This window comes from Herbiconiux sp. A18JL235 (assembly GCF_040939305.1).
GTDB lineage: Bacteria > Actinomycetota > Actinomycetes > Actinomycetales > Microbacteriaceae > Herbiconiux.
The window spans coordinates 977,975-999,553 of sequence record NZ_CP162511.1 but is presented as its reverse complement, the minus strand read 5'-3'; the positions used below and the strand labels follow the sequence as shown (position 1 = coordinate 999,553).

Sequence of the window (21,579 nt, the reverse complement as noted above, 5' to 3'; positions counted from 1 at the left end):
GCGGTACCACGACCTCCGCGAGTGTCGATGCGGACGCCATGACAGGAAGCATGGGGAGCGCGACCACTCCAGCGGTCACGACGGCGATCGTCAAACCCCGGACCACGCTCTGATGTACGGCGACCATGCGCAATGCCCTCCCCGACTGGCGAACTCGCCAGGCTGAAATCCTACCAGGAGCCCCTGCGGGCCTTCGGCTCACTCGACGACCGTCGTCCGCGGATTCATGATCGACGCACCTAATGTGAAACAATCGGCCTGGGGATGCGGGCTCGTGATGTGACGGAACGGTTTGCGATTTCCGCATGATGTCGATGACGAGAGGCAACCAATCGTGACTTTGCAAGACTACCTTCGCGTACTTCGCAAGGGTTGGGTACTCATTGTCGTCGGTCTACTTTTGGGCGTGGCAGTCGGCTCGGCGCTCGCCATTGTCGCTACGCCGCAGTACCAATCTCAGACGCGCATCTTTGTTTCCGTCCAAACCGACTCGTCAAGTCCTGGAGAGTTGATTCAGGGAAACAGCTACGCCCAGCAAAAGGTCTCGTCTTACGTGGCCGTCGTCAGCAGCCCCGCTGTGCTGGACCCTGTGATCGAGCAGTTGGGCTTGGACACCACTGCTGCTTCGCTGGAGTCGAAGATCTCAGCTGCCGCAACATCCGGCACGACGATCATCAGCATCATCGCGACCGACCCCGACCCCCAGGTGGCCGCGAACATCGCGAATGCAACGGCTGACAGTTTTCAGAAGGTAGCCAATGACCTCGAGGAGCCCACAGGCGGCGGGCCGAGCCTAGTCAAAGTGCAAACGATCCAGCCTGCCGAGCCTGCGAGCCAGCCGGCGAGTCCTAACCTCGCATCGAATATCGGGATCGGGGCCCTGCTAGGCCTGGTCATCGGCATCGGTGCGGCGTTCCTGCGTTCAGCCCTCGACACTCGGGTCCATGGCCGCCACGATATCGAAGCATTGACTGACGTCCCGATCCTCGGAGGCACGACGTACGATCCCGAGGCAACGAAGTCCCCACTGATCGTGCAGAGTGACCCCCGAAACCCCCGGGCCGAGTCTTTCCGAGCGCTCCGAACCAATCTGCGATTCGTCAACCTCGATCATGACAATCGTGCCTTCGTCGTCACATCGTCTATCCCCGGTGAAGGTAAGAGCACGACTACCGCGAATCTCGCGCTCGCCCTGGCGGAAACGGGGGCGCGTGTCGTCCTTGTCGATGCTGACCTGCGGCTGCCGAGGCTGGCCGAATACATGGGCCTCGAGGGTGCGGTGGGACTTACCGACGTACTCATCGGAAGGGCAGCCCTCGGGGACGTCTTGCAACGCTGGGGCACTAAGGACCTGTTCGTCCTTCCCGCAGGGCAGGTTCCCCCGAATCCGAGCGAACTGCTGGGGTCCGAGGCCATGGTCGGGTTGCTCCAAGCTCTGAACGACCAGGTTGACTACGTCCTTCTGGATTCACCTCCGCTCTTGCCCGTCACCGACGCTGCTGTGCTCAGCAACCTGACCGCGGGTGCGATCGTCGTGGCCGCGGCGGGCAAGGTGAAGAAGACCGAGGTCGTTGCCGGCATCCGGAACCTCCACCAGACCAACAGCAAAGTCATCGGAATCATCATGACCATGCTCCCGAGCAAGGGGCCCGACGCCTACGGGGGCGGCGAGTACAGCTACTACGGTGGCGCGAGCGAGCCCGCTGAGGTCATGCCACAGTCGAGGCCGCGACGCGGCCGCAAGTAGCCCCTCTGTCGTAGGACCCCCACCAAACTGAGGAAGGCCGACTTGCCAGGTACTCGGAACCCGAACTCCGTCAGGCGTGTAAAGGTCTTGGTGGGGACGGCGGCCATCTGCGCGTTCGTCGTGGTTGACATTGCATTAGTGACCGCGGCGATGTCGTCGAACCCCTCGGCCCCCAGCACAGCCGCGGCCTACACACCGAGCCTCTCGAGTGCACCCACCCCCAGCCGCACAGTCGAGGCAGAACCCCTCGGTCGGGCGACGCGAACGATTTCTGCGTTCGATTCGAACACGGCGTGGAGAGCGGACATCGGAGACTGCCCCGTTTCCGACGCGGTGATTGAACGATCCTCCAATGGTGGTCAGAGTTGGAATGGTTTCGACCTCGGAACTCAGGGTGGACTATCCGGGCCTTTGACGCTGCTGGCCGGGGCCGACTCGAGTTCGGCTCACACCATCGCTTTGGACAAAGACACATGCGCGCCAACATGGGTGGGCACGACGACGGAGGGCAGCCAATGGGCTGCATACCCCGATCGCCTCGGCGATGACTGGTACGTAGACGCTGCGGACCCGTCGATCGTGCGTGGACCGGGGGGCACGGCCTCGGCGCCCTGTGAACTGGCGGTTTCTGTGGCGGGGACGGACACCTCATCGGCGGCAGCGCTGTGCTCTGACGGTGCGATCGCGCGGACCAACGACGCGGGGGCGACCTGGCAGTCTTCCACCCCGCTCGACGGCGGGGTGCTCGCGCTCGGATCGGGGTCAAACGGATACCTTTTCGCAGCATCATCGACCGATCCGAGCTGCATCGGCCTCGTCGTTGGGTACCTACCGCAGCAAGCTTCTACGACGGCCTCTCGCGTGTCGCGATGCGCCGAGACGGGCAACATCAGCCGTGACGTCGCGATCTCAGGCAATCAACAGGCAATCTGGCTGTGGTCGGGGAGTTCAGTGCGCCGGTCGACGGACGTTGGCGCGACATGGCAATGATGAGGGATAGACCCGCCTCAGTCGGGCAATCTCCCACACATCAGTAAGCGCCGCTTCCAGCGAAGACCGCCCGGACGGTCTTCAACAAGATGATGAAGTCGCCCACGATGGACCAGTTCTCGACGTAGTAGAGGTCAAGGCGAACGGAGTCTTCCCAGGACAGATCCGACCGGCCGCTGACTTGCCAAAGACCGGTGATGCCCGGTTTCATGAGGAATCGGCGATGCACATGCGTCTCGTAGAGTTCGACCTCACGCTGCAGGGGCGGGCGGGGCCCGATGAGCGACATGTCGCCTCGCAGCACATTGAAGAGTTGTGGTAGCTCGTCAAGGCTGAACTTCCGAAGCACACGACCGACGCGTGTGACACGAGGGTCGTCCTTCATCTTGAAGAGAACCGTGTTCCCCTCCGTGCGCTCTGCGGTCTTGAGATCCTCGATGAGCGCGTCGGCGTTCGTGACCATCGAGCGGAACTTCAGCATGCTGAACTTCGTTCCATTTAACCCGACCCTCTCCTGCTTGAACAACACCGGGCCAGGCGACGTGAGGCGGATCAAAAGGGCGATCAGAACGAGCACAGGAAGGGCGATGATGATCAACGCGCCAGATGCAAGGAAATCGAAAATCCGCTTCTGATACCGCTTGAACCCTTCATAGCGGGGCGTTTCGACATGGATAAGTGGGAGACCCGCAACGGGGCGAGTGTGAATGCGGGGGCCACCTATGTCCGTGAGACTCGGGGCAACCACAAGATGCTGGCGACCCGGTTCAAGTGACCAGCTGAGCTGTCTGATCTTGTCGGGAGACAGCTCGTCCGAGCTCGTGATGACGATCGTGTCGGCTCCGGTCGCTGCGATCGCTCGATCGACGCGTTCGACGCTTCCCGCAACGGGTATCTGGGTACTTGGTAAGTAGTCCGCGACACGTCCGCTCGGCACGCAGGCTCCTACGACGTTGTATCCAGCCTGCGGGTGACGCGCCAGTTCGCGTGCGGTGTGCAGCACCGATACCTCAGAGCCTACGAGCAGGACCTGAGCGGAGTATTCTCCCTTTGCGCGGTGGCGGTTCAGCCATTGGCGCCACCCCCATCGGACGACGACAAGAGCGATCGTTCCCAATGGCAGCGCGACGATGAAGTAGCCTCGACTGAAGTCGATCTGGAACAAGAACGCGATGATCGCGAGAAGACCGAAGATGCGCAGACTGCCGTCGACCACCAGACGATATTCAGCTGTTCCGGTGCCGACGATTCGGTCGCTACGGGATCCGATGATACCGAGGATGGCGGTCCAGCAGATCGCAAGTATTACCGAGACGGCCGTGTAGCTGACAGCCAGAAAGCTCAGGTTGGTTCGGAACCGGACCTCGTCGGCCGACGGGCCGAACCAGATGAGTTGGGTTGCCACGACCGCCACGACGATGACGATGAAATCCGACAGGCTGAGGCGCCGACTGTAGTCCTGCCGCCAATCGTGTCGCGATTCAGTTGCGTTGACGCGGTGCGTCGCAACCGTCATAGATCCCCCAAGCATGTCCGTGCGTGCAAACTGGCCGTTCAGCTCCGGAGCGCTTACGCGCTTTCTCCTCCTAGAGGATACGCCGCCAGACGGAGCACCCGTGCCACTTCCTCGACGGCTGGTGCAATCTCGAGGCCCGAACGGACGTAGGTCGCCCGATCTTTGCGATAGGGGTCCACAACATCATCTTCGTCGGGGATCGCAGGCATCGCTCCGGCCTTCTCCGCAACGAGACGTGCCATCACTGCCTCAAAGCGCCCGCGAACGTCGGGCGCTGTAGCTACTGCCCGAACCTCCTCATCACCCACGCGACCAGAGAGCCGCGCGAATTCACGAAGTGTGAAGGTTCGTGAGATCTTGCGCGGGTCATAACGCACAATCTGGCTGCGATGCGAGCGCGACATGGCCAGGATGAGGTCCGAATCGGACACGATGCTTTCAGTGAGATAGGTGGCCCGGTGGGTGGTCGGGTCGACGCCGTACTCGATGGCGAGCTCCTGAGCCGGATCCGGCATCGGATCCCCGTCACGGGCGACCGTGCCGGCACTCGTGACGACAAAAGAGTCCAGGCCGGATAGTCTGCTCGAGATCATCAGTTGAGCGAGCGGCGATCGACAGATGTTTCCCGAACAGACCGTCAGAACCCTGATTGAATCCACAGTGCCGTCTCCCAGCGTTTTGTTCGCATGCGTGAACGGCCCATCCTACGGGCAACCCGGGGTCGCCCGGCTGACGTGGCGGAGCTCCAAACCGTAGGATGGTGCGAACCGCATTTCGATGCGCGACGTGCACGCTGGGAGGTCTGCCTCCCGCCGATTCGAGGGATCACATGGAGCTGCGCTCATATCTTCCAGTGCTGAGGGCACATTGGCTGATGATCATCGCCATTACGATCCTGGGCGGCGCTGTTGCATTTGGATGGACCCTCTTCCAGCCGAAGGTCTACACAGCGGACTCGAGCGGTTATGTCTCCGCGGGCAACAACACCGATACCGGCAACGCCCTCGTCGGAAACAACCTCGCTGAATCGAAGGTGAAATCCTACATCGACATCGGACAGTCACGAGCGGTGGCGCAGTACGCCATCGACGACCTCGGACTCAGCGGGGTGTCTCCTGAGGGCCTCGTAGGACGCATCACCGTGACGAACCCCTCGAACACCGTTCTGATCAAGGTTTCTGCAACTGGGCCGTCTCCGACAGAAGCACGCGACCTTGCGGAGGCGTGGTTGCGCGGCATCGCTCAGCAGATCACCGAGATCGAGGGATCTGCCTCCAGCGGTGCCAGCATCGTTCAGCTCGTACCTCTCGACTCTGCTGTGCTGCCTTCCTCGCCCACCTCGCCCAACACTCGCCTGTCTGTAGCCATCGGCCTCGTGGCGGGTCTCGTGCTCGCTCTCATCTACGTATTCATCCGCCACGCACTCGACCGCCGCATTCGCAGCGCCGACGCTGTGGAAAAGGAGTTCGATGTCTCTGTCGTGGGAAGCATTCCGATCGACAGGCGGTTCACCGACGAGGACAGGCTCGTGGCGATGGATGGAGCCACCGACTACTCACGCGACGATGACGACGACGTGGCTGTGGCCGAGGCGCTCCGCGAGTTGCGCACAAACCTGCAGTACATGAACGTCGACAATCCACCCCGGGTTATCGTCGTCACCAGCCCCTTGCCTGGCGACGGGAAGTCGACGACGATCGCGAACCTGGCGATCGCATTGGCGGCCGGAGGTCAGCAGGTCGTGCTGGTCGATGCCGACCTGCGCCGGCCTACAGTGTCGAAGACCTTCAATCTGGTTGGAGGTGCTGGTCTCACGGAAGTACTCGCAGGTCGATCTGACATCGCAGACGTCCTGCAGCCCTGGGGCACTTCGGGCAAGCTGTTCATCCTCGCGGCAGGTAAGACCCCTCCCAATCCGAGCGAGCTCCTAGGCTCGGAACGCATGCACGCACTGCTTGCCGAGTTGTCAGAGCATGCCATCGTGTTGATCGACGCCCCGCCTCTCATCCCCGTGACGGATGCTGCGATCCTCACGCACAACACCGACGGCGCGCTTGTCGTGGCCAGTGTCGGAAAGACGACGTTCGAGGCCCTTTCCAAAGCCATCCAAAACCTCGAACGAGCGAACGGGCAGGCGCTGGGCATCATTCTGAACCGCGTACCCCGGCGCGGCCTTGGTTCGGGTTATGGGTACTACGGGTACCGAGGCGATTACAGCAGCCGACCGAACGCTGACGAGTCCGCGGAAACCTCCCATACCCCCGTGACCAGTGCACGACCGCCGGCATCCGCAGAGGCTGGTGCACCCACGGAAGCCCCGCAGCCAACGCACGAGCGGGACAGCCACCTGAGAGAACCATCGGCCCTCGAGTTCGACGAGCTGGTTTCGGGCGCAGGGATCATCGATTCGGCTACGTCCATGCCGGGCGCCATTGATCTCGTCGCGCCTTCCGGCTCCGAGCGACCCTCCACTCGACGCGAACTGCGCGCGCGATCCAGGAATACCTGAGAATGTTCGGTAACCCCTTCGCCAGGCCGCAGGCACCTGAAGGGCCGCCCCTGGTCTTGTTCGTATGCACGGGTAACATCTGTCGCTCGCCGTTAGCAGAAAAGCTCGTCGCTACTCGCCTCGATGAGGCGGGTAGTCTGCCGCAACTACTCACGTCAAGTGCCGGACTGCACGCCGTCGTGGGTTCCTCGATGGACACGATGCCCGCTCTCATCGCTCAGCGCCATGGTGCAGATCCTGCTCATGTAGCGCGTCAGATCGACAGCTCGATCGCAGATTCGGCCTCTCTCATTCTCACGATGACGGTGGCGCAACTCAATGAACTCGTCGTCGAGTATCCAAGCACCATGAAGCGCGCCTTCACGTTCGCCGAGTTCGTGGAGATACTCGAGCAGCTACCGGATTCGGTTCCACCGGTGGATGAAGAGTCTGGGAGATCGCTTTTCGACGTCGCCATAGACGCTTTCAACAATCGGTCTCTCATACCGCGTGATTCCAAACGCGACATCGACGATCCCTACCGACGCTCGATCGAGACTCACGAACGTGTCGGATCGGAGATCGCGGGTCTCTCGCAGCGTCTGTCAGCCCGCCTCGTTGCCTCATCGACAGGTAAGTAGCCGGTGCCGCTGGTCGCCGTTGCGTATGAGATATTCTGACGAAATGGACGGGGCCATTGCAATCAGTGCGCTAGGGGCCGTGGTTGGTCTCCAGTTCGAGAAGAGCATCTCCGAAGACGACGCGAACCGGCTTTCGGAGCTGTGGGCATCGACTCTGACACATGAGCCTGCTGAGACCTCGATCTCGGCCGCGTTAGCCCCCGCGTCGGCAGACGTGACTGCGCAGGACTTCAGTTCGTTGGCTGCCGCATTGTCGACCCGCGTGACGCTGACCGCGATCGAACAGCGTAAGTCCGATCTGGTCATGATTCACGCCTGTGGTGTGGCTTTACCAGACGGTCGTGTCGTTGCATTCGTCGGCCCCTCAGGGCGAGGCAAGACGACCCTGGCGCGAGCACTCGGTAGACACTACGGCTACGTCACTGACGAAACGGTCGGAATTGATTCGAACGGTATTGTCTATCCTTATCGGAAGCCCCTCTCGATCATCGAGGATCGAGCAGCGCCGCAGGTCAAGACTCAGATCGCCCCGGGCGAGCTCGACCTCCTGCCGATTCCCTCAACCGCACTCCGTATAGCAGCGATTGTGCTGCTCGACCGGAGCGAAACTTACACCGGTCCGCCGGAGGTCAGCGACGTCTCGATGCGGGACGCGCTTGTGTCGCTCGTCCCGGAATTGAGCTATCTCCCCGAGCTGCCACGCCCTCTCCAGCGCGTGGCAGGGCTCATCGATAGCGTCGGCGGGGTCAGGCGACTGAGATATCGTGAGGCAAATGATGTGCCCGTTGTGGTACCTGATCTCATCAAGCCGTCGAGAGAATCATCCTGGAACCTGATAGCTGACGATGGGCCTCATCACCGCCTTGGCGCGGGCGAGTTCGTTCGTGAGACGGTGTTAGATCAACTCGAGCTCGAGGGGGAATACGTAGCGCTGAGGGGGCGCAGCGTACTTGTTCTAAACGGCATAGGGCCCGCCATCTGGGACGCTCTCGTGAGCCCGAGGACGCCTACACAAATCACTGAATTCGTCGTCGACCGCCACGGCGAGCCGGAAGACACGGACTCCGCACTCCTGGTTACGAGCGCCCTCAGTCAGATGGTCGATTCTGGGCTCGTTCGATCGGAAACCGCGCTCCACTGAGCGGTGGCTCATCTCCTCAACGTCCCGCGAACAACTTCGTTGACCGTCGGATAGCCAAACAGACGGCGAAGTGAAGTAGGACCGCGAGGGCGAGATACGGGGAGAGGGATGCGATCAGGATCGAGACGACCAGAAGCTCTCGATGCGCGCGTTGTCGACGCTTAAGCCGACTCTACTCATAGACCCGAGCAGCACGGCAAGGCGCAAACGGTGCCCGAAGAGCCAGCTGATGGATTGCGCTCCGCGGTCCGCCTGAACCAAGATCCCAGGCTTGGGACGGCGACGCCAGCGTGCCATCTCTTGGGCGTCGACGACGATTTCCGCGGTGACCCGATCCGAGATTGACCAGCCCAGGATCCGACGCGAGTGTGTTGGCCCAAAGCAGCCGTGCAACAAGGTCCATCCCACAGCGCCATGCTCCTCGCAGTCACGGCTAGAGGCGGCGCTGGTCGCTAAGTTTACTGAGGAGACGGTGGAACCCGACTCGGCGGCGTATCAGCTACACGTGGGGAATGGGAACTGCGTGAATGCGACACTGTTAGGGCCACCCAGAATGACAGCCTTTTTGGCACCCATGCCGAGTATCTGGTCATTCACACCTGAACCGACGCACTGCGTCTGCGCGAGGAGGATGGGTGCCGCCCTGCCGGATCCCGCTAGGACGCCGCCTGTGAGCGCGTCGGGGAAGTTGGCTCCGGCTGCGACATACGCGGTGTCACGCTGAAACTTCGTGGGAAAGTATTTCTTAGCGGTGTTCAGAGAGACGGCGTACCGGTCGGCGCCGGTGATCTTGGTCACGTATGCCCCGGTTCGCGCGAAGCCCGTTATGAGGGCGGGAGTCAGGCTGGCCGGCCCCCCAAAGGTGATAACCGATGTGACCCCCCGATTCTTCAAAAGCGCCTTTTCGCTATCGTTCAGTGAGGTTTGAGTCCCATCGACGAGCAACACCGGCGAGTCATGCAAAGCAGCTGCAGGCGACGCACTGAGGGCGTCGGGGAACGTTCGACCGGTGGCCACGAAGATCTTTGAAGAGGGGGCGGCTCCGAATTTCGGGTGCGCGATGAGGTTTCGAGACATCTCATAGCGGTCCGCGCCCCCGATGCGCGTAATCACCGCGTCGGGCACGATGCCGCGCAGCTGATCGACCACGGCCGGAGTAAGTGTGTTCTCCCCCCCGAGCACGACTACATCGGCCGGCGCAAGACGCGCGAGCTCCGCCGCGACAGTATCCGGCACAGATGTCCTCGTAGCAAGCAGGAGGGGGGCGTTGCGCTGTGCAGCGATAGCCGACCCGCTCAGTGAATCCGGGAAAATCTCACCGCTGGCAACGTACACGAGACGCGAACCGTCCGGAGCTAGCGTCTTCGAGATGAGGGCGGAACCCTCGTACCGGTCAGCTCCCGCGATTCTCTCCACCGACGGCGCTGTGCGCTCAATCGTTACTGGCTTCGATGTTATCGATTTGGAGGGATAGCCAGCTTTGCTACCAGTGACCACAACGGTGATCTTCTGAGCCTCGTCGGTCTGCTGAACGGTGTAGCTCGCCCCCGTAGCCCCGCCGATTGCCGCGCCGTTACGATTCCACTGATAGGCGAGCGAGACAGGCTCGGGTCCCCAGGTACCTGGATTCGCGGTCAACTTACCTCCGACTCGCGGCACGCCACTGATCACAGGTTCCGGGGTCGGCGAGAGTTCACGAGAAGGGATGATCTCCTGCGACACCCTGGTGTCCTGCCCGGACCCCAGGGTCGCCGACACGGCGAAGGTCAGCTCTCTGTCGACATCGGCATCGGTCACGACGTATGTGAGTGTCGTGGCACCAGGAATCGGAACATTATCGCGACGCCATTCGTACTTGACTGTCGTGGGTTGCGGGCTCCACGACCCTGCCGCAACTGAGAGGGTGTTTCCGGGTGTCGCCTTACCCTGGATGACCGGGTCTGGCACTGTCGAGAACGGGCTACCCCTATCGATGTTCAGGTCCAAGTCTGCCGACGAGTTGCGCTCGACCACGAGGATCTTCGTACCCGAACTCAAAGAGGAGTCGGGGTATTCATAATCGAAATCTCCTCGTATGTGCTGCCACCAGTTGATGTCGTATGTCGTTTCATACTCGTTGCCATTCCAGGGCGGGGTGATGCGAATGAGGTACTTGCCCGGTGGCACCTTGATTTCGTAGCGGCCGGAAGCGTCTGGATGCACCGTTCGGCGCCGCGCCGTGTGGTTCTCTTCCGAGAACTGCTCCAGCGAGATGAACATGACGGAGAACTTCGTCAAGTCACCCTCCACAGGGGCAGATCGCGTCAAAGTGCCAGATATCACACTGAAGGCGTCCAGAGCGAAGTCGACTCCGTCCAGTGTCTGACCGGGCTCAACGGTCACTGTCGGGCCAGCTGTCTCAACACTCGTGGAACTTGCTGGCTCCTCGGATGGTCGCCCAACGAGCTGGTAAGTACCTGCCGGGACACCCGCCAGACGGTAGCGTCCCTCGAAATCGCTCAGCGCCTGCGCCGGGCGACCAAACTCATCGCTCGTCACCGTGACGCCAGGCAAGGGGGCACCTGCTGAATCCCTGACGATTCCTGTAATGATCGCTGCCGGCTCGAGTTCGACGTCGAGGTCTACCGCCTGCGCGGTCTGGACTGCGACCGGAGCGGTAGTGAGGTCGAGATATGCTCCGACGTTGTCGGTGAAGTAAACGGTATACGCACCGGTCTTAGCTCCAGCGAGTACGTAGTTCCCATCACTATCCGTTTGCGCAGTCTGATCGGCTCTACTGACTGAGACGCCGGCGATTGGCTCCCCATCCGCTGAGGACGTGACTGTGCCGGAAAGCACCCCAGGCGACTGAAGCTCGAGATCGACGTCATAGTCTTGGCCGAGGACGACGCCTGGGACGTCGACCGCGGCCGGCCCGTTACCCGGAAGCGTCGCGCTGACGCGGTAATCACCCGCAGCAAGCCCCACGACGTTGAAGGCCCCGCCCGCCTGCACAGTGCGCGTCGCGACCGGTCGGGATGACCTTGCCACGGTCACGATGGCGCCCTCCGGACTTCCGCCGTTCGTAAGGCTCACCGTGCCCTGAATACTCGCACCGACCGGCATGGATATGCCGACGATGTTGTCGCCCGTGGGATCGGGTACAACCGGGCGCACTGTGGTTGCCACGTACGGACTACCGCTTGGAGGCGTCGCGGTGATAGTGAAGCTTCGTCCGTCGGCCAAGACGTTTGAGAAAGAGTACTGCCCGGACGCGGAGGTCAGAGTCGATCCAACTTCCGAGTCATACGCATTGTCCGTCAGGACAACGCGTACACCTTCAAGGCGTGGCGCATCAACCCCACCTCCGGTCACCGTTCCTTGCAGCTGCACCGAAACCGCGTTCGCTTCCGACTCGAGGGTGTGCGCGGTGGCCGGCGATGCGGACATCAGCGTTGCCACTAGGAGTGCACTAAAACTACCGGCAGCGATGCTCCACCATCGCCGCGCCCCTGTGTTACCTCGCATACGCCCGCCCCCATCGACACGTGTCTTTGTGACAGGTTAGTGGCTCCTGTGCCAGCTTAGGAACGATGGCAATCGTGATGGGCTCACAGATGCCTTGCAGCTCCGGCTTCGGTGCTACAAGGAGACTGTCAACCCACGTTCATGCCAGCTAGTAATGATTCTGGAAGCACGGAATCAGCGGTGGAACTGTGCTCAATATGAGGCACCCGCAAGACGTCAGCCTCGACCGTTCAACGGCGTTCGACAGAGTGATCTGAGCGAGGAGCTTTCACTCCGAGCGGGAGCTTCGCGGATCAACGGCACGACACGATGAAGGCTCCGCCGCGGTGTACGCGACGGAGCCTTCATCGAAACGATCAGCCGACGGGCGGGGCGTACGGGTCGGACGGGAAGGTGCCGGTAGCACCGCCGCCGCCGGCGACGTTGCCCGCCGAGACGACGTACGACGCCGAGTAGACGGGCCACTGGCCCTCGTCGTCCTGCTCCCAGGTGCCGTTGTAGGTGGCCTTCACCGTGAACGCCGGTGCCGGGTAAGTGACCGGGCCGGGGGCCGCGACGGTCTGCGACGGAGCGGTGAGGGTGAGGAGGGTGCTCGAGGAGGCCGTGACGGTCCACACGAGGCCGCCAGCAACGTAGGTGCGGCCGATGGCCGAGGCGCCGGTGGGAACGGTGGCACCGTTCTGGTCGACGATCGAGCGCGCCGTGGAGGTGCCGCCGGCTGCGTTGTTGATGTCGAGGCGGAGGATACCCGTCTCCCAGGTGCCGATGATGTTGCTGATCTGCAGGTAGCCGTTGGTGAAGGCCGAGGTGACCTGCACGCCCGGGTACTCACCCGGAACGACGGTCGACGGGTTGGTGCTGACCGTCGAGGTGGCGCCGGAGATCGAGGTCGCGTCGGACGGTCCGCCACCGCTCGCAGCGGCAAGCGGCGTGGCAGCAGCGAGCGCGATGACGGGCGCGGCCCAGGCGGCGCCGACGGCGACCTGGCGGCGGGTGAGGCCGCGAGGTGCGGTCTCGGTGGCCTCGGAGCTCGGGAAGTCAGGAGTGTTCTGAGTCATAGGTGTATCCCCCGTGGGTTGTGGGCTTGTCGCGAACCGGGTCGAAGATGTCGCGAATTCGACGCTAGGGCCAGTTCTCCACAGTCCTCTTATAGGGGCGGTTCTTTTCACCCCCGAAATCACCTCCGGAGATCGACCGCCTCGATCGGCTAGCGTTCTCGTGTGAGCTCGACCACCGCGAAGCGCCCCAGCCAGCTCAGGCGGCTGGCGCGCAACCCCTTCGTGAACCTCGTCGCGGCCTTCATCGTGCTCGCGCTCGTGCAGAACTTTCTCGTTCGCCTCTACTACGTACCCTCCGGGTCGATGGAGCAGACGCTCGAGGTGGGCGACCGCATCCTCGTCAACCGGCTCGCCTACCTCGGTTCCGAGCCGACCACGGGCGACGTGATCGTGTTCGACGCCAGCGAGGCGTGGGATGGCGAGACGGCGCCCGAGACGAATCCGCTGAAAGCCGCCGTGCGGTGGCTCGGCGGCGTGGTGGGCATCGGCCCTTCCGATCGGCACACGCTCGTGAAACGAGTGATAGCCGGGCCCGGCCAGACAGTGTCGTGCTGCGACGCAGAGGGGCGCATCCTGGTCGACGGTCAGCCGCTCGACGAAACTTATGTGTTCGAGAACCTCCCCTTCGAGGCCGGCACTCTCGACTGTGACTCGACCCCCGCATCCCTGCGCTGTTTCGGCGAGTACACCGTTCCGGAAGGCGAGTACTTCGTGCTCGGAGACCATCGTTCGGCCTCGAGCGACTCCATCGCCCTGTGTCGCGGGGCGCCTGCGACGACAGACGGATGCGTGCGGCTGGTCGAGCGGTCGGGCGTGGTGGGGAAGGTGTTCCAGGTGGTGTTCCCGTTCGGAAGTTTCAGATCTCTCTGACCTCCGAGAGGCGGCTCGGGTAGACTTCGACGACCTGAGGACCAACGGAAAGGGTGGATCCGATGCTCGGCAACCTCAACGGATGGCACTTGATCATCGTTCTGGTGGTGATTCTGCTGCTGTTCGGAGCGACGAGGCTCCCGGCGCTCAGCAAGAGTCTCGGCCAGTCGATGCGCATCTTCAAGAACGAGACGAAGGCCATGAAGGAGGAGAACGCAGACCCGTCGACGGCGACGACCGCCACTCCCCCGACTGCGGCAACGCCGGCTCCCGCAGTTGCGGCGACGCCCGCGCCCGCTGCGCCCGCCGCGCCCGCGCCAGCTGCACCCGCCGCAGCAGCGCCTGCGGCCCCCGCCGAGCCGGTCGCGGCTCCGGTGCCCGCGCCGGCTTCTGCGACGGGCGAGAGCAAGTAATGACCGGCGAGCTCGACCGGCGCACCGTCTTGCAGGGTGCCGCCTGGTCGGTGCCCGTGGTCGCGCTGGCGGTGGGCACTCCCCTGGCAGCGGCCTCGGGAACGACGATCACCGTCGACTTCGCCGCAGCGTTCATCGCGCTGCGCAGCTCCGACATCGTGGCAGGCGTCATCCGCATCACGAACACGTCGGGCGCAGCCATCTCGGGAGAGACGCTGTCGATCGTGCTCACCGCGACGCAGACCGACGAAGGTGCAGAGGTCACCCCGAGCGAGTCGTACGCCGTCTCCCTCCCGACCGAAGCCCAGGTCGCAGAGTCGAACGGCGAGCTGGGAGACGTCGTCAATGACGACTTCGCCTTCAGCTTCACCGACGTCGACCAGTCGGGCCTGACGCTCAGCGGCCCCCTCACCGTCGCCGCCGGGGCCACAGTGGTGATCGCCCTGTACTTCCAGTGGGCTGCGGACAATCCTCGGCGAGCCGTCTTCCTCATCGCAGGAAGCTTCACGATCGGTGGGGCGACGAACCCCCTCGGTTCAGGACTCGAAGTCACGGTCGACCCGCCCGCCTGACAAGGGTGAGGCGGCGGGTGAATTCGTCGCTTTTCGATGATCGTCGATCACCGGACGGATAGATTCGTCAGGTCGGACCCGATGACGTCACAAGGTCTCGACGGTGTCGCGACCTCGACGGAGCACCCACTCCGTGGCGCAGATACATCGCCCCCTCGCCGGCCTGGCCCCAAACAGTCCCGGCGAGGGGGCCTTCTCATTCCCCGCACGGCGGTGACGATGACGAGAGCGCCAGCCTGAAAGCGCGTGTCCCCGACGCCGCTCCGTCCTCGAGGCTTACGTCGATGCGGCAAGGGCTAGGGGTGTGCAGCGCGGGCATGGGGTCGTAAGGTCCAGGCATGGGGGTCGGCACACGCAATCGGTACTGGGATCGCGGGTTCACGTCGCGTGGGCTCGCGGGGTCGGCCGTCGCCAACGGGGTCATCGCCCTCGGCGCCGTGAGTCTGTGGTTGGTCGATAGCGAGGGGCGACCGTGGGGTTGGCTGCTGGCGGTCGGATGCGCGGTCGTCGCGGCCCACTTCGGGTGGCAGGCAGTGCGGCTCCGCGCTTTCGAACGGGCGCAGCGCATCCCTGAGTCGGAGGCGGGCGCAGCGGCTCGGAGTGAGTGCGACACCCATGGCGGATGACGAATCGACGACGAGCACGAGCACGAGCACGGCGATGACCGACCGAATCAGTCCGCGGGCCGCAGGATGGGCGGCCGTCGGCGGGGCGGCGGTGCTGGCGGTGGGCGGGGGCATGCTGCTCGTGTACCCGCCGTGGAGCATCCTGGGCGCGGTGGTGCTGGTGGGGGCGAGCATCCTGGCGGCGGTGGGAGTGGTCTGGATGCTGCGGCAGACGTGGAGCGAACCGTGGCCCCCCGATGTCACGCCGTCGCTGCAGAAGCAGCTGCGGCGGGTTCGGGTGAGTCAGATCGTCACGAGTGTGCTGTTCGTCGCGGTGATCGCGCTCGCGTTCTACGCCGTCTCCCAGCAGAAGTGGTGGCAGCTGGCCTGGGCCGGTGTCATGACGGTGACGGGACTCACCAACCTGAGCGTGAACCGGGCGACACTGCGGCGGCTCCGTGAGCTTCACCTCGAGCAGGCAGACGCGGCCGACGAAGGCTGACGGCGGCCGCTACTCGGTGCAGGACCAGCCGCGGATGCTCGCACCGCGGCATTCCGGCGCCTCACCCCAGATGCGGGCCGTGAACTCGTCGGTGGGCTCGGGCTCCGACGTCTTGAGGATGGTGATGGTGGGCACCTCGACCTCTCGCGCGCTCGCGACGAGCGAGGGGCCCGTGAACTCGGCGCCGCGGTCGGACACCGACACCACACGCCACCCACCATCGAGCACGTCGTCGACGACGAGGCCGTGGGCGAGGAAGCCGTCCGTCCAGCGCAGAGACATGCGGAGCGCACCCGACGACGGGCCGAGGCCTCCGCCGCTCAGACGCACCCGGCCGTTGCCGAGGGTGACGCTCACGATTCCCGAGTTCGCATTGACGGCGAACTCGGCGGAGAACTGCAGGGGGCTGACGATTCCGGGGAGCGGGGGGCCCTTGGGGTCGGGCACGCGGGCGACGACGCGGGACATCCACGAGGCGGCGTCGTGCATCCGCTGGTCTTCGGTCGGGGCATCGTGAGCGTCATCGAACCCGTCGGGCTCGTTCGAGGGTGCCTCCGGGCCTGAGTATGCGGTCATCCGTTCGTCTCCAGTATCGGCCAGCGCCTGTCGAAGAGCGTGGGTCTCACTACTCGACACGTGTACAATTCGCGCACGGGTCGCTGGGCGTGACCCCAGCATGCCGGTATTTCATTCGGCGACACAGTGATTTTCAGACTGTCGGCGGATTTGAGAGCTAAATGGGCATCGATCGGCCGCTTTTCGGATAATCGTGCCGTTTCCTCGCGCACGGGCGCAGCGTAGGGTTATCACCACGATTCTCATGGGGTGATAGGTGACAGACGACGCTCAGATTCCTCGCCTCGGTGCTCTGGCCGCGAGGGTCTTGCTCGACGCGGTGATCTCGCAGAGCAGCGGCCAGTCGATGGAGGCCAACATCTCGGCGATGGCCGTGGCACTGGAGGCGTTGACCGAGGGCACGGATGAGAGGCCCGACGGTCGGGAACAGCCTGAGCCGAGCGACGTCGTGGGCGCCGCGGTGGTGTGCATCTCGTGGCTCGCGGCTCATCTCGCGGCGGCGAACTCCGTCGACCTCGAAGACGTCGTCGCCGACCTGCGCGGATTCATCGAGGACGTGTCGGAGCCTCGGTGACCCCGTCAGCGCCGCCGCCCCTCTTCGGGACCAGCTTGGTGAAAATGACGTAGAAGACGATCCAGAGCAGGAGACCCGTGGCCAGGAAGGTCGCGACGACGGCGAGATATCCCCAGGCGGTGTCGAGCGGGAACCATCCGCTGAGCAGGAGGGCGGGGAGCACAGTCACCAGCATGATCGCGAAGTGCACGGCCGTCTGCGTGCGCAAACTCCACCGCTCGACCTGATAGACGACGGATGCGCCGGCCGTCGCAGCGACGATCACCCCGACGGCGAGGGTCGCCCGCCCGTCGTCGGTCTTGCCCTGGGCCAGCAGCACCACACCGATCGTCGACATCACCACCAGAGGGATGCCCGCCAACAACGTCGCTCTCACGGGCAGTCTCATTGCGCCAGCCTACCGAGCGGCTGCTTCTCCTGCGGCCGGCGGAGGGCACTGCCACTACTCGGGGGCGGCGGGACGGAGGAGATCGCGGGTGAGGACGGCGTCGAGGGAGAGGACTTTGTAGCCCTGGGCGGGGAAGTAGGCGGTGAGGCGGTCTCCGTCGAGGGAGACGATCTCGCCCGGGCCCCAGGCGACATGGATGACGTCGTCGCCCTCGGCGTACGGTGGCGCAGTGGGCGCACCAGCCTCCGGGAGCCCGCCGGCCTCTGGGGTCGGCACCGAGGCGTCGGCAACACCGGCAGCACCATCGCCCCTGAGCCCGGGACGCGCATCCGTTCCACCCGGGCCCCAGCCGCGGCGGGTGCAGACGTCGCAGTTGCCGCAGGGCGCGGCGAGGTCGTCGCCGAAGTAGCCGAGGAGGAACTGGCGGCGGCAGCCACGCGTCTCGGCGTACCCCTGCATGAGGACGATGCGGGAGGTGTCGATGCGCTCTTGGCGCTCGCGCGCGGAGGTGACGGCGTCGAACGCCTGTTCCGGGGTCACCGCGGAGGCGAGCACGACCCCCTCCCCCTCCTCTGCGAGCAACCCGGTTTCGACGAGCAGGTTGACGATGTTCTCCACCGCCCGGTCGGGTAGGCCCGTGGCCTCGACGAGGTCCGAGACGGAACGCACGGCCGAACCATCGACGCCACCGCCACCCGCGAGCAGCGCCTCCACCACGTCACCCACCCGCTCCTCCGACACCCGACCGCCGGCGAAGAACCGCCGCAGCCCCAGGTCTTCGGGCCGGTAGTGCAGCGTCGCCAACGCGGGCTCGCCGTCGCGGCCCGCCCGCCCGAGCTCCTGGTAGTAGCTGTCGAGCGACTCCGTGACGTCGCCGTGCACGACGAACCGCACATCCGGCTTGTCTATCCCCATGCCGAACGCCGAGGTCGCCACCACCACGTCGAGCCCGCCCGCCTGGAAGAGCTCGTGCACCTCCGCCCGCTCCCGTGCGCCGAGCCCTCCGTGGTAGGCGGCAGCGCGCAGCCCCGTCGCGCCGAGCGCATCGGCGACCCGCTCGGTGTCACCCCGCGTGGCGAGATACACCAGCCCGGGCGGCGCCAGCCGCGTGACCTGCTCGAGCACCGCCCGCTCCTTCTCGTGCTCACTCTCGTGCCGCTCCACGGCGAGGCGGATGTTCGGCCGATCGAAGCCGTGCACGAACACCTCCGGCTCGCGAAGGCCGAGCCGCTGCACGATCTCGTCGCGCACGGGCGCCGAACCGGTGGCGGTGAGGGCGAGGATGCGCGGCCCGCCCAGCCGACGGATGACCGCCCCCAGACGCAGATAGGCCGGCCGGAAATCGCGCCCCCACGACGTGACGCAGTGCGCCTCGTCGACGACGAAGAGACTCACCCCGAGGTCGCGCAACCGCTCGACCACCTCGTCTCGCGCCAGCTGCTCGGGGGCGAGGAAGACGAACTCCGCCGACCCGTTCGCCACCCACACCCAAGCCTCGTCGTTCGCCCTCTTCGAGCGCCCCGAGTTCACCGCCACCGCCTCGCGCCCGTCGCCGGTGCGGGAACGGATGCTGCGCACCTGATCGGCCTGCAGCGAGATGAGCGGCGACACCACGACCGTGGGCCCGTCGAGCAGGTGACCGGCGAGCTGGTAGATCGCCGACTTGCCGTACCCGGTGGGCATCACGGCGAGCGCGTCGTGCCCCTGCACCACCGCTCGCACCGCGACGAGCTGACCGGGGCGGAGCGTCTCCCATCCGAACTCGTCGCGCGCCACCGCGGCGATCCGCTCGTCGATCGCTGCTTTCTCGGCCTTGCCGCCAGCCCGGGTCTCCCCCACGCGCCGAGGCTATCGCTTCTGGCTCAGGCGCCGCGAGCCCTCAACTGGGAGGGAGTGCAGTAGCCCAGCGCCTCGAACGCCCGCCGCAGATCGGCCGCATCCGCGAACCCGCTGTGGTGGGCGACCTGCGTGATGTTGAGCACCCGGAACGCCGGGTTCTTCAGCATCGACACGGCGAGCTCGGCGCGGTGCCGGCGGATCTCACGTGACGGCGTCGACCCGATGCTCGAGAAGATGCGCTGCAGCTGCCGCATCGAGATGCTGAGGCTCTGCGCGAGCACCGTCGGGGTGAGGCTCTGGTCGGTGCGGTACGCGGCGATCTGCGCCATCGCCCGGTCGAGGAGGCCCGGCGCCGGCGCTGCGATGCCTCCGGCGCCCCGGTTCTCCAGCAGCAGTGACGCCGTCATCTCCCACAGCAGCTTCTCGAGGAAGTACGCCGACAGCCGCTCGAGTTCGCCAGGCGTCTCCATGACGCCGCCGAGGAATTTCTTCACCGGCCCCAGCACCGCCGAGTCGCGGATGATCGTCGAGCGTCCCGCATCCGTCACGTACTCGTCGACCGCCAGCCGCGGCACCGTCACCGCGACCGCCACCGAGCGCTGAGCGGAGAACACCGCGTAGCGCCGCGCGCCGATCAGCACGAGCGCCTCGTCGGCCCGCACCGCGCTCTCCTCCCGCTCTTCGTCGCGCACGACGACCGTGGTGTCGAGCGGGAACACGAACTCGACCGAACTGGGCGTGTTGCGGCAGATCTTGCGGAGGGGTGTGCCGCCGGCCGGCACCTCGAGCATCGACACCTCGGTGTCGCCGATGGCGATCGTGCCGCGCGTGGAGGGCCGCGGAAGATCGGCCAGCGACCTCCGGAGTGGTGAATCAGTCGTACTCATGAATGAACCCCGTTCATGAACCCGTGGGAAATCGCCGTTCCCGCTGCTGATGATGTGCACAGTCGTGGATCCCGGGGAGGCCCGGGAGGCGACGCCTGTCGTCAATCCGATCATCAGGTGGCGATTTCATGGTGTGAAACCGGTAGTACATCGGTATTGACTCCGATGACATGGCCTATCGCGCTCAGCAATTCCGCCACCTCGTCGCTTCCCTGGGCCGGGCCGGCCGCCACCGTGCGGGCCGGCGTGAGCAGGAGTGCCGCCGGGAGTCCGGCGATCTGCGCCGCCGCCATCAACGATCTCGAGCCGTAGTAGACCGGGGCGCCGAGGTGCGGATACCGCTCGGCGAAGGTGCGCGGCTCGGCTGAAGTGAGCACGGCGACGCCGACGGATGCGCCCACCGCATCCGCCCACCCGTCGAGCCGGGCGGCGACGGTCGTGCAGGGCGTGCAGTCGGCGGAGAGCAGCACGAGGAGGGTCGGCCGCGCCGACGCGATGGTGGCGAGCTCGACGGCCCGGCCGCCTCGATCGGTGACCTCCAGGTCGGGAACCGGCCACTCGGCGCCGTCGCGGCCGGGCCCCTGTTCCAGGACCCCCTGCTGCGCCTCACCCGCCGTCGAGGCCCGACCGGCGCGGGCCCGCGTGGCCACCGCCACGACCGCCACGACCGCGAGCACGAGCGTCGTCGTGGCGAAGAACGCAGTCCATTGGGCGGGAGCGAAGCCCGCGACCGTCGGAGCGACCGCGTCGCCGCCGAGCAGCACGGCGCCGCCCGCGACCACGACCAGCGCCAGGTTGCGCACCACGCTCCGCCAGCTCACGGGTGCGGTCGACGCCACCCCGAAGCAGTTGCAGTGCACCGCCTCACCGGCACGGACGACGCGGGCCAGCGCCACGGAGAACACGACGAGCAGTGCGATCGAGGCGGCACCGGCGACGATGAAGGCGGGGCCGGGGACGACGATCAGCACGATGGCGATCGTGCACTCGCCGAGAGGCAGCGCCCAGGCACCCCACCCGGCGGCGCGGCCGGGAACACCGAACTCCTCGAGCGACCTCCGCGTCGACCCAGGCGTGCTGAGCTTGGCCACGCCGCTCCACCCGAAGACCACGGCGAGGGTGAGCGCGAGTGCGGTGCCGACGGCGGTGGTCATGGTGAGGCTTCTCCTGGAGTCGACCGGCGGAGAGTGTGCCGGAAGGGCTGCAGCGGGCGGAGACACCCGTGGCCGCCGACGATCGTGACGATCGCGGGCGGCCACGGGGGT

Annotated in this window: 19 protein-coding genes; 10 read left to right on the top strand and 9 right to left on the bottom strand. The window is 65.1% G+C overall.

Annotation, left to right across the window (positions count from 1 at the left end; translation table 11 throughout):
• Positions 1-334 precede the first annotated feature (334 nt).
• Positions 335-1,747, top strand: a complete 1,413-nt coding sequence (locus ABFY20_RS04610) for a polysaccharide biosynthesis tyrosine autokinase (protein WP_368498767.1) — start codon at positions 335-337, stop codon at positions 1,745-1,747.
• 1,030 nt (positions 1,748-2,777) lie between these two features.
• Here ABFY20_RS04610 and ABFY20_RS04605 read toward each other — a convergent pair.
• The gene (locus ABFY20_RS04605; protein WP_368498766.1) at positions 2,778-4,253 is read right to left on the bottom strand and encodes a sugar transferase; all 1,476 of its coding nucleotides are present in this window, start codon (positions 4,251-4,253) and stop codon (positions 2,778-2,780) included.
• Positions 4,254-4,306: 53 nt separating this feature from the next.
• Complete coding sequence (locus tag ABFY20_RS04600) at positions 4,307-4,912, bottom strand: low molecular weight phosphatase family protein (protein ID WP_368498765.1); 606 nt, start codon at positions 4,910-4,912, stop codon at positions 4,307-4,309.
• A 98-nt stretch (positions 4,913-5,010) separates the two neighbouring features.
• Between ABFY20_RS04600 and ABFY20_RS04595 the strand changes: the two genes are divergently transcribed.
• Genes ABFY20_RS04595 through ABFY20_RS04585 form a run of 3 tightly spaced genes read left to right on the top strand, consistent with a single transcriptional unit; the run spans position 5,011 to position 8,523 of the window.
• On the top strand, positions 5,011-6,762 hold the full coding sequence (locus tag ABFY20_RS04595) for a polysaccharide biosynthesis tyrosine autokinase (protein ID WP_368498764.1): 1,752 nt from the start codon (positions 5,011-5,013) through the stop codon (positions 6,760-6,762).
• Positions 6,763-6,764: 2 nt separating this feature from the next.
• Complete coding sequence (locus ABFY20_RS04590; protein WP_368498763.1) at positions 6,765-7,382, top strand: hypothetical protein; 618 nt, start codon at positions 6,765-6,767, stop codon at positions 7,380-7,382.
• A 43-nt stretch (positions 7,383-7,425) separates the two neighbouring features.
• Positions 7,426-8,523, top strand: a complete 1,098-nt coding sequence (locus ABFY20_RS04585) for a hypothetical protein (RefSeq protein ID WP_368498762.1) — start codon at positions 7,426-7,428, stop codon at positions 8,521-8,523.
• Positions 8,524-9,018: 495 nt separating this feature from the next.
• On the opposite strand, the gene ABFY20_RS04580 is transcribed toward ABFY20_RS04585, so the two are convergent.
• Together ABFY20_RS04580 and ABFY20_RS04575 are read right to left on the bottom strand one after the other, a co-directional pair.
• Positions 9,019-11,691 (bottom strand): cell wall-binding repeat-containing protein, encoded by a 2,673-nt coding sequence (locus ABFY20_RS04580; protein ID WP_368498761.1) that lies wholly within the window; start codon positions 11,689-11,691, stop codon positions 9,019-9,021.
• A 695-nt stretch (positions 11,692-12,386) separates the two neighbouring features.
• Positions 12,387-13,088 (bottom strand): hypothetical protein, encoded by a 702-nt coding sequence (locus ABFY20_RS04575; RefSeq protein ID WP_368498760.1) that lies wholly within the window; start codon positions 13,086-13,088, stop codon positions 12,387-12,389.
• A 162-nt stretch (positions 13,089-13,250) separates the two neighbouring features.
• Between ABFY20_RS04575 and lepB the strand changes: the two genes are divergently transcribed.
• The 5 genes from lepB (at position 13,251) to ABFY20_RS04550 (ending at position 16,050) form a co-directional block, all read left to right on the top strand.
• Positions 13,251-13,958 carry a signal peptidase I gene (gene lepB, locus ABFY20_RS04570; protein WP_368498759.1) on the top strand — a complete coding sequence of 236 codons (708 nt, stop codon included), beginning with the start codon at positions 13,251-13,253 and terminating at the stop codon, positions 13,956-13,958.
• A gap of 62 nt (positions 13,959-14,020) precedes the next feature.
• Complete coding sequence (tatA, locus tag ABFY20_RS04565) at positions 14,021-14,371, top strand: Sec-independent protein translocase subunit TatA (protein WP_368498758.1); 351 nt, start codon at positions 14,021-14,023, stop codon at positions 14,369-14,371.
• Positions 14,371-14,943, top strand: coding sequence for a hypothetical protein (locus ABFY20_RS04560; RefSeq protein WP_368498757.1), 573 nt, complete (start codon positions 14,371-14,373; stop codon positions 14,941-14,943). Before tatA ends, ABFY20_RS04560 begins: the two co-directional genes overlap by 1 nt.
• Positions 14,944-15,281: 338 nt before the next feature.
• Positions 15,282-15,569: a hypothetical protein gene (locus ABFY20_RS04555; RefSeq protein WP_368498756.1), complete on the top strand. Its 288-nt coding sequence runs from the start codon at positions 15,282-15,284 to the stop codon at positions 15,567-15,569.
• A gap of 34 nt (positions 15,570-15,603) precedes the next feature.
• Positions 15,604-16,050: a hypothetical protein gene (locus tag ABFY20_RS04550; RefSeq protein ID WP_368498755.1), complete on the top strand. Its 447-nt coding sequence runs from the start codon at positions 15,604-15,606 to the stop codon at positions 16,048-16,050.
• Positions 16,051-16,059: 9 nt separating this feature from the next.
• Here the strand turns inward: ABFY20_RS04550 and ABFY20_RS04545 are convergent, their stop codons facing one another.
• Positions 16,060-16,626, bottom strand: a complete 567-nt coding sequence (locus ABFY20_RS04545) for a hypothetical protein (RefSeq protein WP_368498754.1) — start codon at positions 16,624-16,626, stop codon at positions 16,060-16,062.
• Between the two features lie 256 nt (positions 16,627-16,882).
• On the opposite strand from ABFY20_RS04545, the gene ABFY20_RS04540 reads away from it, so the two are divergent.
• Complete coding sequence (locus ABFY20_RS04540) at positions 16,883-17,200, top strand: hypothetical protein (protein WP_368498753.1); 318 nt, start codon at positions 16,883-16,885, stop codon at positions 17,198-17,200.
• Here ABFY20_RS04540 and ABFY20_RS04535 read toward each other — a convergent pair.
• The 4 genes from ABFY20_RS04535 to ABFY20_RS04520 all read right to left on the bottom strand — a co-directional run bounded on the left by ABFY20_RS04535 (position 17,172) and on the right by ABFY20_RS04520 (position 21,468).
• Positions 17,172-17,588: a DUF3021 domain-containing protein gene (locus ABFY20_RS04535; RefSeq protein ID WP_368498752.1), complete on the bottom strand. Its 417-nt coding sequence runs from the start codon at positions 17,586-17,588 to the stop codon at positions 17,172-17,174. The genes ABFY20_RS04540 and ABFY20_RS04535 overlap by 29 nt on opposite strands.
• Positions 17,589-17,642: 54 nt before the next feature.
• Positions 17,643-19,427, bottom strand: coding sequence for an ATP-dependent DNA helicase RecQ (locus ABFY20_RS04530; protein ID WP_368498751.1), 1,785 nt, complete (start codon positions 19,425-19,427; stop codon positions 17,643-17,645).
• Positions 19,428-19,450: 23 nt separating this feature from the next.
• Positions 19,451-20,314, bottom strand: coding sequence for a helix-turn-helix domain-containing protein (locus ABFY20_RS04525; protein ID WP_368498750.1), 864 nt, complete (start codon positions 20,312-20,314; stop codon positions 19,451-19,453).
• 113 nt (positions 20,315-20,427) lie between these two features.
• Positions 20,428-21,468: a MauE/DoxX family redox-associated membrane protein gene (locus tag ABFY20_RS04520; protein ID WP_368498749.1), complete on the bottom strand. Its 1,041-nt coding sequence runs from the start codon at positions 21,466-21,468 to the stop codon at positions 20,428-20,430.
• Between the last annotated feature and the right edge of the window lie 111 nt (positions 21,469-21,579).